Source organism: Sediminibacter sp. Hel_I_10 (assembly GCF_000688335.1).
Classification (GTDB): Bacteria; Bacteroidota; Bacteroidia; order Flavobacteriales; family Flavobacteriaceae; genus Psychroserpens.
In genome coordinates this window covers 1,864,146-1,879,178 of record NZ_JHZX01000001.1, presented here as the reverse complement: position 1 = coordinate 1,879,178, position 15,033 = coordinate 1,864,146, and the positions used below count along the sequence as shown (strand labels likewise).

Genomic DNA, 15,033 nt, shown 5'->3' with positions numbered 1-15,033 from the left:
TTTAAATTAAACAATCGTTGTTTCGGTTTCGCATATAGATTTAGACTCTTTCTATTTCAAAACAAAAAAATACTATACCTCACAGAGGTTTAGTTAAGGAATTGACAGATATTGTATTTATGTTCCATATCCATCGGCCATTTTCTAGCCAGATATTTCAGCCATCCGAAGAATCGAAATAATTTTTCTCACTAAGTTAAACTTTCTCATTATTGCTCCAATTTAAATAATGGTAAAAGACTAACAAATAACCTAGATATCGTTTTCAATTTAAATTCACTTAAATACTCCACAAAAATCCAACACAATTTGATCTTCTCTTGGGGAAATTCCAAAAAACTCATCATGAGCAACTAAAAACACAAGAATATCTGCTTTTTCAAATGCAACCCTATAATCGGTGATTTTAAATACATTATGATCAGAAATGTTTGGTTCCACAATGTAGTAGATTTCATTATTTGAGTTTTGCAATACCTTTTGAACAATATACTTAGCTGGGGATTCTCTTAAATCATCAATATTGGGCTTAAATGCCAATCCCATTAAAGCTATATTTGGCTTCTTTCCGTGTTTTAATTCGTATTCTAGTCTTGCATTTTGAACTTTTTCTGCGCACCAAAAAGACTTATAATTATTGATTTCTCTTGCTTTTCCAATAATTTGGGATTCCATGGGGTAATCTGAGACGATAAAATAGGGGTCTACAGCTATACAATGCCCACCAACGCCACAACCAGGTTGCAGAATATTGACTCTTGGATGTTTGTTTGCTAATTCTATAAGTTCCCAAACGTTGATATCTGCTTTATCACAAATTAACGATAATTCATTAGCAAACGCAATTTGCACATCTCTAGAAGAGTTTTCAACAAGTTTGCACATTTCGGCCGTTCTAGAATTTGTCTCATGAAGATCTCCTTTAATATATTTACGGTAAAAATCAACTGCCTTTTTCGTAGATTTTTCATCGATACCCCCAATTACTCTATCATTATGAACTAGTTCGTACATTACGTTGCCTGGAAGCACTCTTTCTGGGCAATATGCAATAAAGATTTCTCCTTTCAATTCTGGTCTTTGCTCAAATATAAGGTTTGTCATAAGCTCTGTAGTGCCTATGGGCGAAGTGGATTCTATAATATATAAATCTCCTTTTTTAAGTAGTGGGATAATACTATTTGTGGCATTCGAAACGAAAGAGATATCGGGTTCATTTTTTTCTTTAAAGGGAGTAGGGACCACAATAAGAAAAACATCAGCTTCTGTAGGTATTGTGGCGGCTGAAAGATACCCTTCTTTTACGGCTTTAGAAATAACGACATCTAAATCGGGCTCAACGATATGTACGTCGCCTCTATTTATAGTATCAACTACATTTGGGTTAATATCAACGCCACTTACATAAGTGTGATTTTTTGCTAGGAGGGCAGCCATTGGCAAACCAATATACCCCAATCCTATTATTGAAACTTTAAACGTATTATTCACTTTATTTGTCTTTAATAAATTCTACTATCTTTTGACAAGCGGTCCCATCACCATAGGGGTTGTGCAACATGCTCATTTTGAGATAAGCATTTTGATCGTTTAAAAGCTTGTTTGCTTCATCATAAATTTTTAATTCATCTGTGCCTACTAAAAGTACTGTTCCAGCTTTTACTGCTTCTGGTCGTTCTGTATTATCGCGCATAACTAAAACGGGTTTGCCTAAACTAGGGGCTTCTTCTTGAACACCTCCACTATCGGTAATGATAATATGAGATCTATTCATTATATAAACAAAAGCAGGGTATGAAAGTGGATCAATTAAAATAATATTTTCAACTTTTCCTAAAATCGAGTAAACAGGTTGTTGAACCTTTGGATTTAGATGTACGGGATATATTATTTGAACATCCTTGTTGTTAAGAGCAATTTTTCTAAGAGCGTTGCAAATATTTACAAATCCTTGACCATGATTTTCTCGTCTGTGACCAGTAACTAAAATAAGACGCTTATTATTGTTTATAATTAAATTTAAGTGTTCAATTTCAGGATCCTTAAATTCTGAAGATTTTACTTTTTCAGCACTAAAATTTAGAGCATCAATAACGGTATTTCCAGTGACAAGAATATTTTCTTCCTTTATATTTTCATTTAGTAAGTTGTCTCTTGAAGTAACTGTAGGTGCAAAATGAAATTCTGATACTTGACCCGTAATACTTCTATTGACTTCTTCCGGGAATGGAGATTTTTTATTAAAAGTTCTTAGTCCGGCTTCAACATGACAAACTTTTGCCCCAGAATAAAATCCAGCAATACTGGCGGCCATAGTTGTTGTAGTGTCTCCATGCACGAAAACAAAATCTGGTTTAAATTCTTCTAGAATTGGCTTTAATGCAGTAATGATATTTGCAGTTAAATGATATAGATTTTGATTAGGTTGCATTAAGTTTAAATCGTAATCGGGGATTACTTCAAAAAACGATAATACTTGATCTAGCATTTCACGATGTTGTGCCGTGATGCAAACCTTTGTGTTAAAAAGTTGATGTTGGTCATGTAGAGCTTTAACCAGCGGGCACATTTTAATGGCTTCGGGTCTAGTTCCAAATACGATCAGTACTTTTTTTTTATGCATTTTCTGTGTTATGGGTATCAGGATTTTAAAAGGATGTTATTACTAAACTATCATTCCAGCAGCTACCGTTTCATTGGTGGCATCATCAATAAGAATAATGCTACCTGTGGTTCTGTTCTCTCTGTAAGAATCGACCATCAAGGGTTTTGTGGTTCGTATTTTTACTTTTGAAATATCATTCATAGTCAGTGTATCATCGTCATTGATACGGTCTAACGTTTCAATGTTAATTTTATAGATCACTTCTTTGATCATTGCCGTTTGCTCGTTACTTGTGTGTCGTATACTGTATTTCGCTCTTGGTTTTGAAGGCTCATTATGCAACCAGCAAAGCATGACCTCAAGATCTTGAACCGCCTCGGGTTTGTTATTAGAACGCACAATCATATCGCCACGGCTTACATCTATGTCGTCTTCTAACGTTAGAGATACAGACATTGGAGCATGAGCTTCATCTAAAGGCTTGTCTAGGGTGTCAATAGTCTTAATTTTTGAGGTAAATCCAGAAGGCATTACCGTAATCTCATCGCCAACTCTAAAAACGCCGCTAGCAACTCTACCAGCGTAACCTCTGTAATCTCGATGCGCTTCGTTCTGTGGTCTTAAAACAGTTTGTACAGGGAATCTCGCATCTACTTTGTTAATGTCACTACTGATGTGCATGGTTTCTAAAGTGTGCAATAAAGGAGCACCTTGGTACCAATCCATGTTTTTTGATCGATTAACGACATTATCCCCATTTAGGGCACTTATTGGAATAAAACGAACATCTTTTACTAATAATTTTGAAGAAAAGTCCTCAAATTGCTCTATCACATTATTGTAAGCCTCCTCTTTATAATCAACTAAATCCATCTTGTTTACGCAAACAATAAGATGCGGAATTTGTAATAAAGAGGCAATAAAGGAGTGTCTTTTAGTTTGCTCAATAACGCCATGTCTAGCATCCACTAATATAATTGCAGCATTTGCTGTGGATGCTCCAGTTACCATATTACGGGTGTATTGAATATGGCCAGGAGTATCAGCAATAATAAATTTTCGTTTTGGAGTGGTGAAGTATCTATAAGCCACATCTATAGTTATGCCTTGCTCTCTTTCATCTCTCAATCCATCTGTAAAAAGGGCTAAGTCTACACCATCATGACCTTTCTTTTTACTTGTGTTCTCTATGGCTTGAAGTTGGTCTTCAAAAATAGATTTAGAATCGTATAGTAAACGGCCTATTAAGGTACTTTTACCATCATCTACACTTCCTGCAGTTGTAAATCTTAATAATTGATTATTATCTAACATGCTCATTTGTTGTTTAAAAATATCCTTGACGCTTACGATCTTCCATGGCGGATTCTGATCTCTTATCATCACTGCGATTTCCTCTTTCTGTTTGGCGCATTCCAGAAACTTCTTCTGCGATTTTCTCCAACGTATCTGCATCAGATTCAATACCCCCTGTAATGGTAATATCCCCCAAGGTTCTAAATCGAATTTTTTTAGTTACTATTTCTTCATGATCTTCTAGCACTAAGAATTCGGAATTAGGAATCCAGCTCCCTTGTCTCCATACCACTTCGCGCTCATGTGCAAAATAAAGTGATGGAATTGCAATATTTTCACGTTGGATATAATTCCAAACGTCCATTTCAGTCCAATTACTTATTGGGAAAGCTCTAAAATGTTCTCCTTCAAAATGTTTTCCATTAAAGATGTTCCAAAGTTCTGGTCTTTGATTTTTTGGGTCCCATTGTCCAAAATCATCACGATGCGAAAAGAAGCGCTCTTTAGCTCTTGCTTTCTCTTCATCTCGACGCCCGCCACCAATAGCACAATCTATTTTATTGCTCTCAATAGCATCTAAAAGCGTCGTGATTTGCAAAGCGTTACGAGTAGCATTTTTACCTCTTTCTTCGGAAACCCTTCCGCCATCAATGGATTCTTGTACCGATCCAACAATTAATTGAGCCCCTAAGTCGGCGATGATATCATCTCTAAACTGAATAGTCTCCGGAAAATTATGTCCAGTATCCACATGCATTAATGGAAACGGAATTTTAGCTGGATAGAACGCTTTTTTTGCAAGATGCGTTACTAAGATGGAATCTTTACCACCAGAAAATAATATGACTGGGTTTTCAAATTGGGCCCAAACTTCTCGTAGAACATAGATCGCTTCACTCTCTAGTTCGTCTAAATAATTTAAAAAATATTTACTCATGGTTGAGTTGTAATTTTGGTGTTATAAGATCGAGAATCTTTGTAACGGATTCTTCTATGGTTTCGTTTTCTGTAAGAATTTCAAGATCTGGATTTTCAGGTATCTCATAAGGGGCTGAAATCCCAGTCATATTTTTAATCTCACCTGCACGTGCTTTTTTGTAAAGTCCTTTAACGTCTCGTCGTTCACACTCTTCAACGCTTGTATTGATGAAAACTTCTACAAAGTTAACATCTTTGACTATAGTTCTAATATTCTCACGGTCTTTTTTATAGGGAGAAACAAAGGCGGCTAAAACCACCAGACCCGCGTCTACCATGAGATTTGCTACTTCTGCAATACGTCTTATGTTTTCAGTTCTGTCTTCAGGAGTAAAAGTGAGGTCGTTATTAATACCTTTTCTTATGTTATCCCCATCAAGAGAATATGTTTTAATCCCTTTTGTGTGAAGTTTGTTTTCGACCAAATTAGCGATGGTAGATTTACCAGACCCTGAAAGTCCCGTAAACCAAATTAAAAAAGACTTATGCTTATTGGCTATATTTCTATCAAGTTTAGATGTTTGATAGTTATGAGCAATGATGTTTTCTTTCATAATAATTTTAATCGCTAGTTCTTGATTTTAAACCATAGTTGATTTTGTACCATGTACGTTCATGAAAATAATAGAGTAACATTTTAGTGACCACTTCAGCAAAACCAATTTTTAAACCTGTTAGAGGATTGCCAGAAATGAACCATGCTAACAACATGGTATCCATGGTACCAATTAAACGCCATGTAATGGTTTTAGCAATATGTCTTTTCCTGCTTTCTAACGTCTCGCCATCTTTAGAGAGATTTATTTTAAACCAAACTCGTTCATGAAAATAATAAAGTAGCATTTTGGTAACCACCTCTGCCATGCCAATTTTTAGACCGGTCATGGGATCTCCAGAAATAATCCAAGATAAAATGATGGTATCAATAGTACCTACAAGCCGCCAAGTTATGGTTTTTGCGATATGCCTCTTATAGGTGTTGTCTTTCATTATTTTGAAACTAAAAACCAGGGGTTGAGTAAGTTGTGTTTATTGTAGAGTAGTGGTTGGTCGGTCTCTTTAGAAATAACTTCAATACCTACAGCGTTACAAATGGCCTGTCCGGCAGCGGTATCCCACTCCATGGTTGGTGCAAAACGTGGATAGACATCGGCACTACCTTCTGCTACCAAGCAAAATTTTAATGAGCTCCCTTTTGACACAATATCTACAGATTTCCCGGCTTTTTTTAAGCCTTCTACATAGTCTAAAGTTTCCTGACTCATATGAGATCTACTACCAACAACTTCAACAGTTTGCTCATGATCTGGTTTTGGTTGAAGTACTTTTGAACGCTCAAGAATATCATGCATTGGGGTCAAATGACTGCTCAATTCTGCTTTATAAGCTTTTTGAGTCGCTACATCAGCGTAATAAAGAATCTTTGTAGCTGGAACATAGATCACACCTAATTCTGGTTTACCATCTTTTATAAGAGCGATGTTGACTGTGAATTCTCCATTACGTTTAATAAATTCTTTCGTGCCGTCTACTGGATCAACTACCCAACAGTGTTTCCAATCTTTTCTAATGGAATAATCGGTCTGTTTATTTTCTTCACTAATAATAGGAATTTCTGTAGGAATCAAAAATGAATTAATAACATCGTTTGCTCTTTTATCGGCTTCTGTCAGCGGGGATTTATCATCTTTAAGCTCCACATCAAATTCAGTATCATAAACGTGCATGATGACTTCACCTGCCTTTAATGAGGCCTCTATAGCCGTTCTTAAATTACTATTGAGCTTTATACCAGTTGTAGACATGTTCTATTCCGTTTTCTAAATTCATTTTGTGTTTCCAGCCTAGTGCGTTTAATTTTGAGACATCGGTTAGCTTTCTCATTGTGCCGTCGGGTTTATCAGAATTATAAACAAGTTTGCCTTTAAATCCAACGATTTCTTTTATCATTTCGGCTAGTTCTTTTATAGAAATATCCTCTCCTGTGCCTATATTAATATGGGTATTACGCACTTCTTTATCTTCTTTAGAGAAGGTGTCATCGAAGTTTCGGTTTTCCATCAGAAATACGCAAGCATCGGCCATATCCTTAGACCATAAAAACTCTCTTTTAGGTGCTCCAGAACCCCATATTTCCACACTTTCCGAAGTCACCCCAAATGATGATAGATAAGATTTGGCCTCGGTAATATTTGAAAGCCCCGTATTTGTAAGAACAGCAGCTTCATCAGATTCATTCAGTAATTTTGCTAAATGTAATTTTCTTATTAGTGCTGGAAGCACGTGCGATTTTTCTAAATCAAAATTATCATTCGGCCCATAAAGATTTGTGGGCATTACCGAAATGAAGTTCGTGCCATATTGTAAGTTATAGCTCTCACACATTTTAATTCCGGCTATTTTAGCAATAGCATAGGGCTCATTGGTGTATTCTAAGGTGTCTGTTAACAGACAGGACTCTTCCATAGGTTGCGGGGCATTTTTTGGGTAAATACAAGTGCTTCCTAAAAAGAGCAGTTTTTTAACGTCATGAAGGTAACTTTGATGGATGACATTGTTTTGGATCATCATATTCTCATAGATGAAATCAGCACGATACACATTATTTGCAATAATGCCACCTACTTTAGCTGCAGCTAGAATTACATAGTCTGGCTTTTCTTTTTCGAAAAAATCGCTAACTGCATTTTGGTTACTTAAGTCTAATTGGGCATGAGTTCTAGTAATGATATGATCATAGCCTTTTTGCTCAAGATTGTCTAAGATTGCACTTCCAACAAGACCTCTGTGACCTGCAACATAGATTTTTGAATGTTTTTCCATATCGGATTATTCGAAATAATTTTGGATTCTGTATCCTCCATCTTTAAGATACTGTTGTTTTTTCATGAGATCAATATCACTGGTCATCATGTCTTTAACCAAACCAGCCAAATCATATTCTGGAACCCAACCTAACTTTTGTTTTGCTTTTGAGGCATCACCAATGAGTAATTCCACTTCTGTTGGTCTAAAATATTTTTCATCAACTGCAATAACTTCTTGACCAATTTTTATTTGATAATCTGAGTTGCTGCAAGACTTAACATAACCCTTCTCGTTTGAACCTTCTCCTTTAAATTCGAGTTCAATTCCTACATGAGAAAAGCACATTTTTATAAAATCTCTAACGGTTGTTGTTTTGCCCGTAGCGATAACCCAATCTTCAGGCTCATCGGCTTGAAGGATCATCCACATCATGCGTATATAATCTTTAGCATGGCCCCAATCTCTTTGGGCATCTAAATTTCCTAAGTAAATTTTATCTTGGAGACCTAAAGCAATTTTAGAGGTGGCTCTGGTTATTTTCCGTGTCACAAAAGTTTCTCCGCGAATAGGGGATTCATGATTAAATAAAATACCGTTACAGGCGTACATCCCATAAGCTTCACGATAGTTTACGGTAATCCAATAAGCGTACATTTTTGCTACCGCATAAGGACTACGTGGATAAAAGGGTGTGGTTTCAGTTTGTGGTACTTCTTGAACCTTACCGTAAAGCTCAGAAGTGGACGCTTGATAGATACGGGTTTTTTTCTCCATACCTAAAATGCGTATGGCTTCTAGAAGTCTTAAAGTTCCAATACCGTCAGCATTTGCAGTATATTCAGGCATTTCAAAAGAGACATGAACATGGCTCATTGCAGCCAAGTTGTAAATCTCATCTGGCTGCACCTCTTGAATGATTCTTATCAGGTTCGTACTGTCTGTAAGGTCTCCATAATGCAAGAAAAATTTTTGATCCTCAACATGTGGGTCCTGATATAAATGATCAATTCTATCGGTATTAAAAAGAGAAGATCTTCTTTTGATACCGTGAACGATGTATCCTTTTTTTAAGAGGAACTCACTTAAGTAAGCTCCATCTTGTCCTGTAACTCCTGTAATTAAGGCAACCTTGTTTTGCATGGATTATGGTTAAAAATTAGTATTGGTATAAGTTGATTTCCATAAAAATCAACAAGTTGACAAAGGTATTATTTCCTACGTTAATTACAATCATGCAAAGCATTAATCGAACATTTTATGATTTCAATAGCTCAGAAATGGTGCTATTAACACTTGTTTGCCAACGGAAAGACTTATTTGTTAAATTAGATGCTTTAGAATTGTTTAACACACTGTATTTTGGCCGTTTTGCTTTCATAGGAATACTATCAACCTTTGATATTAATTCACTTTTTTTCATTTGTTCAGCTATTTGAATAGCGAATCCATGCCAAGTGGTTTCACCAGAAGCTGAAAAATGATAGAGTCCAAAGGATTTAGACTTGGTCTTAATGAGATATAGGATAAATTCGGCTAAGTCTAGAGAACTTGTTGGTGTTCCAGTTTCCGAAGTAACAATTTTAAGAGCTTCATTTTTTTGAAGTTTTGAAGTGATGGTTTTGGCGAAATTTTTCCCATAAGGGGAATAGAGCCAAGAGGTTCTAATAATAAAAAAATTGGTAAGGGTCTCTTTTATATAATGCTCACCTTTTAACTTGGATTCTCCATATTGATTAAGAGGATTTGTTTCGTCTTCTTCCAAATAAGGTGTTTTTTTGGTACCGTCAAAAACGTAATCTGTTGAAATATGTATTAAAATAACGTCATGCCTTTCGCATGATTCAGCTAAGATTTTTGGGCCTTCAGCGTTAATATGGAAAGCCTCTTTAACTTCAGTTTCGGCGCCTTCAACATTGGTATATGCTGCACAATTGATGCAGTAATCAAAATGATTTTCAGCAAAATAAGCATCTACTTGATCAGAATTGCAAATATCTAAAGTATCTCTTGAGGTAAAGTGAAATTCAAATACATCTGAAATGCTATTATAGTTTTTTTGAAAGGTTAGGCCTAGTTGTCCATTTGCGCCAGTAACCAAAATTTTAGTTTTCAAAATTGAAATTTTTAAACGTTGGTAGTTTTGTGTCTCTTTCGGAAAGTATAAGCTGGTTTTCAGGAATTTGCCAATCGATATTCAGGATTGTATCGTTATAAATGATGCCCGACTCAGATGCTTTGTTATAATAATTGTCGCATTTATAGCTAAAAATGGTATCGTCTTCTAGAACCACAAATCCATGTGCAAAACCTCTGGGAACAAACAATTGCTTTTTGTTTTCTTCTGAAAGCTTTACAGAAAAATGCTTGCCAAAAGAAATGGAGTTTTTTCTCAAGTCGACACAGACATCTAAAACAGCTCCTTTAATTACCCTTACAAGTTTGGCCTGTTGGTGTCTTCTAGTCTGTAAGTGCAAGCCTCTTAAGACTCCTCTAGAAGACATGGATTCGTTATCCTGAACAAAATGGATGTTTTCACCAGTAAGTTCTTTGAATTTTGCTTGATTGAAACTTTCAAAAAAGTACCCTCGTTCATCTTTAAAAACAATAGGTTCAATAATAAAGCACCCTTTTAAATGTGTCTCTTTTATTTGCATTATTTGTTTTTAATTAACCCCAATAAGTTTTTTCCATAACCGCTTTTCAATAATGGTTTCGCCAGATCTTTAAATTGATTTTCGGTAATATAGCCCATTTCATAGGCTGCGGCTTCAATAGATCCTATTTTCAAGCCTTGGCGCTCCTCTATGACTTCGACAAATTGTGAGGCCTGCATTAAAGATTGAAAGGTTCCTGTGTCTAACCAAGCAGTTCCTCGATCAAGAATACTAACGTTTAATTTACCTTGTGATAGATAGGCCTTGTTCACATCTGTGATTTCAAGCTCTCCTCTATGGCTAGGTTTAATGTTCTTTGCAATGTTTACTACAGAGTTATCGTAAAAATAGATACCTGGGATAGCAAAATTAGATTTAGGCTTTTCTGGTTTTTCTTCAATTGAGATGACTTGTCCATCATCATCAAACTCTGCAACCCCATAGCGCTCTGGATCGTGAACACGATAGGCGTAAATAATGCCGCCTTCAGGATTATTATTGGCTTGAAGCAAATTTGATAACCCAGAACCATAGAAAATATTATCTCCTAATATCAAGGCGACTTTATCATTTCCTATAAATTTTTCACCTATAATAAATGCCTCTGCTAAACCATTTGGCTCTTCTTGAATTTCATATTCAAAACGGCAGCCATATTTTTGACCATCTCCTAATAAATCTTGAAATAGAGGGAGATCTTTGGGGGTTGAAATGATTAAAATTTCTTTAATACCAGAATACATTAAAGTTGATAACGGATAATAAATCATCGGTTTATCATAAACAGGCATGAGTTGTTTGCTAATAGATAGCGTAAGAGGGTGTAAGCGCGTGCCAGAACCCCCGGCAAGTATAATTCCTTTCATATCTTTAACTATATTGTTTCTGGTAATAGTTTTGATAATTACCACTAGTAACGTTTTTAAGCCATTCTTCGTTAGATAGATACCAGTCTATAGTGCTACTTAATCCTTCTTCAAAAGTAACTGAAGGTCGCCAACTCAAATTTTTCTCAATTTTAGAAGCGTCAATAGCATATCGAAGGTCATGACCGGGTCGATCTTTAACAAAGGTAATAAGGCGCTTGGATGAACCTTTAGTTCTGTTCAGTTTTTCATCCATTAAGTTGCAAAGTAATTCAACTAACTCAATATTTTTCCATTCGTTAAAGCCACCAATATTATACGTTTCATGATTAAGACCTTCATGAAAAACAAGATCTATTGCTATGGCATGATCTATAACATATAGCCAATCTCTTGTGTAGTTACCATCGCCATAAACAGGTAAGGCTTTATTCTGAATAATATTGTTAATGAATAAAGGAATCAATTTCTCAGGGAACTGATTTGGGCCATAGTTGTTAGAGCAATTTGTAATAATGTATGGAAGACCATAAGTTTCGCCATAAGCTCTCACAAAATGATCTGAGCTGGCTTTTGATGCAGAATATGGAGAATTTGGATCGTATGGTGTATCTTCTTTAAATAATCCGGTTTTACCTAATGTCCCATATACCTCGTCTGTACTAATGTGATAAAATAACTTATCTTTAAAATTGTCTTTCCAGAGTGTTTTAAATGCATTTAATAGATTCATTGTGCCAATCACATTAGTTTTTACAAATGCCAAGGGGTCGGTTATGGATCGATCTACGTGCGATTCTGCCGCCAAATGAATGACCGCATCAAATTTATGCTTTTGGAAAATAGAGTCTATAAAAGATTCGTCATTAATATCGCCTTTGATGAAATGATAATTTGACTTATGCTCTATAGATTTGAGGTTTTCTAAATTCCCAGCATAAGTTAGGGCATCTAGGTTATAGATTTTATAATTTGGATATTTTTCTACAAACAGTTTTATCACGTGTGAGCCTATAAACCCGGCTCCTCCAGTGATTAGAATTGATTTTTCACTCATAGGATTTTATGAATTTTATAGTTTTTATGCCCAGAAACAATAGGCTTAGTAGAACGAATGCAACTATTGGAAAAATTAATTTGTATTTTCTAAAAATCGAGTTGTCTCGAGATCCAAGTTCTGGAAATCTAGAAATAACGTCATAATAAACATTTTCCTCAATAATTTGTTGATCTAGCACTCGAAGAGAATCCCTAAGGCGCAATTCGTTTTGCAAGAGCTCATATTCTTTTGTATCTGCTTTTTCTTGAGAAACAGGCATCATACCCTGAATGCTAAGTCTTCCTGAGCCACTCTTACTTTCTTCTTCTTTAATACTTAAATATACTAGTTTCATGGAATCTAGCTGTTTTAAGTTTCTCCTAAAGATTCGCTTCTTAAGAGCAATAGTAGAATCTCTTCTAGTTCTTAAAGTTTTGGAATAATCATTTTCAAAAGAGTTTTCAAATCCTTCATTTAAATCTCTGAATATATCCCTTTTGAAAGATTTCACCTCAATTGAGAATATTGAACTTGAAAACAAATCCCTGTTCTCTTTATAGTCTTTGAAAGTGGTGTTCTTTGCTCTTGTACTATCTATTGTATTGAGATAAGAATCATATTCCTTAAGTAAGTCATTTTCGGTTTCTGGTCCAGCATCTAGACTAAAATTAACTAGCTGTGTAGCATCGTCTTTCTGAATATCAAAGAGTGAGGCCAATTCTTCAATATTACCATTATTTATTAGCGAGTTGTAATAGTCTATGTTACTTGCGAGTTGATATTTAGATTCAAAGTAAGGCTCAACTAGCATCCTTCCAAAATATACTGGTTCTTGAGTTCTTTCATAAACAACTCCAGCAATAAAAGCCGCAATTATAACGATGGCAATGATCTTGAAATTAACAATTATGGCCTTGAGGGCTAAAAGGAAAATCGAAAAAACAGCTTTGAAAATTGAACCAATAAACTTGAAGAATTTTTCAAAAATTCTCCCAATGGCATTGAACAATTGTCCTAAATCAACTTCTTCAGAATTAGAATTCTGAGTTTGTTTGTCACTCATGAGTATTGGGTGTTAGTTAAATATCTGCTGTAAGATTGTTCTTGTTATGAGATAGGTTGGTTTTACCCCTGAAGTTCCTAGGCCTCCTGAGGCCAATGTGCTTCCCGTTTCTAAGGGGTTATCACTAGCATAATAGGCATACCTTACTTTAACATCAGAGTTAATACTGCCTCTTACACGAGCGGCAGCTTGAATGGCTTTTTGGTAATGTGCACCTTCCATTTCTAGACCTATAACGTTCCAAGTAGAATTGTAAAAGAATTTTAATATTTCCTTGTTTTGTAGAGAAGTCCCCAAAACGGTAATCATTGTGCCTTCACAAACGGCCACACCTTGATTGTCTAAGCTGCTTTTGGATAATTCATTCTGAAAAGGATAGTTATCAGCAGTACCTTCAAAAATATGTGCTGAAGGTATCATGATATCTCCCTTACCACCTTCTAAAATTCCAGCCTTACCCATAATAGATATCGAATCTACATTAAGATGCACCTGTTCGCCATTTACTTTAAATGGTTTCAAAAGCTCATCCATGGTCTCATAGGCTTGCTCTCCAAAGGCATAGTCCATAACAAATAGAACTGGTTTTTCTGAATCTTCTATAGAACTGTTTATATCTAAATCTAGTTTGGAGAAATCGATTTTTTCAGAGTCAAATATTTGAACGTCAATATTAGTGCCCGAAGTGTCCTTGATGTAAATCATGCCTTGTTGCAACGCCATTTTAGTAACTTTATTGCGTAAATCATCACTTTGGCTTTGGCTTAAGCGTTCATAAATCTCGAAGATGTTTTTCTTTCCTATTTCTGTCTTTAACGCTATTGGCGCAAATATGGAGTTCATCACGCTATGCATGTTAGCGCTAATGATATGTAGGGGACGTTTTAACAGATTATGCTTTAATAACGTATCCTTAATATGATCTGCCCAAATTTCACCATGTAGATGATGTCCCAAACGTTCACGTAATACAGGGCTAAATGTGACTGTTCTTTTGTTATTGTTGATGACCTCTTCAATAGCTAATTTCCCTAACCAATAAATAATATGCAACAAACGGTCAGGTTTGGCCTTAGTCGTAAATTTTTGATGGGCATTTGTAAGTTCTTCAAACGTTCGGCCAAGAATATTGGCGGTATGGGTTATGGCAACTTCTCGCTCTTTTTGTGATAATTTTTGCGCAGAAAGTACCGCTTTTTCTAATTTGATCCAGTCTCTTGTAGTTGATCCTTGCTCATCTATTATAATGCGCTTACTGATCTTGTGGGATTCAATAAACAAAAACGTCAAATGGGTAAGGATATCGTAAATTTCAGAGCGTCCTCTTGTGACCTCAATATTCATCTGTTCTTCGTCTATACGGTAACAATTTCTTCTTCGCTTAGGAGGAATAATAGCTTTGAAATGTGAATTTGCGTAGCCTTCATCACTAGTAAGATTAATAAAGCTACATTGTTCTATGCCATCTGGAAGTCTATCTATTACATATAGCAAACCTTCTAGTTCTGCTTTTTCATCTGAAACAGATCCATAAATCTCAGGTCTTAATAACAGTAAAGATTCTCTCAATGTTTCACCAGAAACACCCATAGGTTTGTAAAACCCACGGTTAAACAAATGACGCATGGTAATATACATTCTCTCGATAGCACTTGAGCTCTCTTGGGCTCTGGTTCTTTCGTGATGTTTTCTTTTACTCATTAACCTAGGTTTACGGGCAAATA

Annotated in this window: 15 protein-coding genes; all 15 read right to left on the bottom strand. The window is 35.6% G+C overall.

Annotated elements, in window-relative coordinates:
- Positions 1 to 276: 276 nt before the first annotated feature.
- Entirely contained in the window at positions 277 to 1,491 is a 1,215-nt protein-coding gene (wecC, locus tag P176_RS0108380; protein ID WP_026754286.1) for a UDP-N-acetyl-D-mannosamine dehydrogenase, read from the bottom strand.
- 1 nt (position 1,492) lies between these two features.
- Positions 1,493 to 2,623, bottom strand: a complete 1,131-nt coding sequence (wecB, locus tag P176_RS0108375; protein ID WP_026754285.1) for a non-hydrolyzing UDP-N-acetylglucosamine 2-epimerase — start codon at positions 2,621 to 2,623, stop codon at positions 1,493 to 1,495.
- A 42-nt stretch (positions 2,624 to 2,665) separates the two neighbouring features.
- Entirely contained in the window at positions 2,666 to 3,925 is a 1,260-nt protein-coding gene (gene cysN / locus P176_RS0108370; RefSeq protein WP_369793781.1) for a sulfate adenylyltransferase subunit CysN, read from the bottom strand.
- Positions 3,926 to 3,932: 7 nt separating this feature from the next.
- On the bottom strand, positions 3,933 to 4,838 hold the full coding sequence (gene cysD, locus P176_RS0108365; protein WP_026754283.1) for a sulfate adenylyltransferase subunit CysD: 906 nt from the start codon (positions 4,836 to 4,838) through the stop codon (positions 3,933 to 3,935).
- The gene (cysC, locus tag P176_RS0108360) at positions 4,831 to 5,433 is read right to left on the bottom strand and encodes an adenylyl-sulfate kinase (protein WP_026754282.1); all 603 of its coding nucleotides are present in this window, start codon (positions 5,431 to 5,433) and stop codon (positions 4,831 to 4,833) included. The genes cysD and cysC overlap by 8 nt, the downstream gene beginning before the upstream one ends.
- 7 nt (positions 5,434 to 5,440) lie before the next feature.
- Positions 5,441 to 5,869: a DUF2061 domain-containing protein gene (locus P176_RS0108355; RefSeq protein WP_037348836.1), complete on the bottom strand. Its 429-nt coding sequence runs from the start codon at positions 5,867 to 5,869 to the stop codon at positions 5,441 to 5,443.
- Complete coding sequence (gene cysQ / locus P176_RS0108350; protein WP_037348834.1) at positions 5,869 to 6,684, bottom strand: 3'(2'),5'-bisphosphate nucleotidase CysQ; 816 nt, start codon at positions 6,682 to 6,684, stop codon at positions 5,869 to 5,871. The genes P176_RS0108355 and cysQ overlap by 1 nt, the downstream gene beginning before the upstream one ends.
- The gene (locus P176_RS0108345) at positions 6,656 to 7,702 is read right to left on the bottom strand and encodes a GDP-L-fucose synthase (RefSeq protein ID WP_026754279.1); all 1,047 of its coding nucleotides are present in this window, start codon (positions 7,700 to 7,702) and stop codon (positions 6,656 to 6,658) included. The genes cysQ and P176_RS0108345 overlap by 29 nt, the downstream gene beginning before the upstream one ends.
- Positions 7,703 to 7,708: 6 nt before the next feature.
- Entirely contained in the window at positions 7,709 to 8,827 is a 1,119-nt protein-coding gene (gmd, locus tag P176_RS0108340; protein ID WP_026754278.1) for a GDP-mannose 4,6-dehydratase, read from the bottom strand.
- Positions 8,828 to 8,942: 115 nt separating this feature from the next.
- On the bottom strand, positions 8,943 to 9,800 hold the full coding sequence (rfbD, locus tag P176_RS0108335; RefSeq protein WP_026754277.1) for a dTDP-4-dehydrorhamnose reductase: 858 nt from the start codon (positions 9,798 to 9,800) through the stop codon (positions 8,943 to 8,945).
- Complete coding sequence (rfbC, locus tag P176_RS0108330) at positions 9,790 to 10,341, bottom strand: dTDP-4-dehydrorhamnose 3,5-epimerase (RefSeq protein WP_026754276.1); 552 nt, start codon at positions 10,339 to 10,341, stop codon at positions 9,790 to 9,792. Before rfbC ends, rfbD begins: the two co-directional genes overlap by 11 nt.
- Entirely contained in the window at positions 10,341 to 11,207 is an 867-nt protein-coding gene (gene rfbA, locus P176_RS0108325; protein WP_026754275.1) for a glucose-1-phosphate thymidylyltransferase RfbA, read from the bottom strand. The genes rfbC and rfbA overlap by 1 nt, the downstream gene beginning before the upstream one ends.
- Positions 11,208 to 11,211: 4 nt before the next feature.
- Positions 11,212 to 12,264 (bottom strand): dTDP-glucose 4,6-dehydratase, encoded by a 1,053-nt coding sequence (rfbB, locus tag P176_RS0108320; protein ID WP_026754274.1) that lies wholly within the window; start codon positions 12,262 to 12,264, stop codon positions 11,212 to 11,214.
- Complete coding sequence (locus P176_RS0108315; protein WP_026754273.1) at positions 12,257 to 13,309, bottom strand: hypothetical protein; 1,053 nt, start codon at positions 13,307 to 13,309, stop codon at positions 12,257 to 12,259. Before P176_RS0108315 ends, rfbB begins: the two co-directional genes overlap by 8 nt.
- A 12-nt stretch (positions 13,310 to 13,321) precedes the next feature.
- Positions 13,322 to 15,010: a hypothetical protein gene (locus P176_RS0108310; RefSeq protein WP_026754272.1), complete on the bottom strand. Its 1,689-nt coding sequence runs from the start codon at positions 15,008 to 15,010 to the stop codon at positions 13,322 to 13,324.
- Between the last annotated feature and the right edge of the window lie 23 nt (positions 15,011 to 15,033).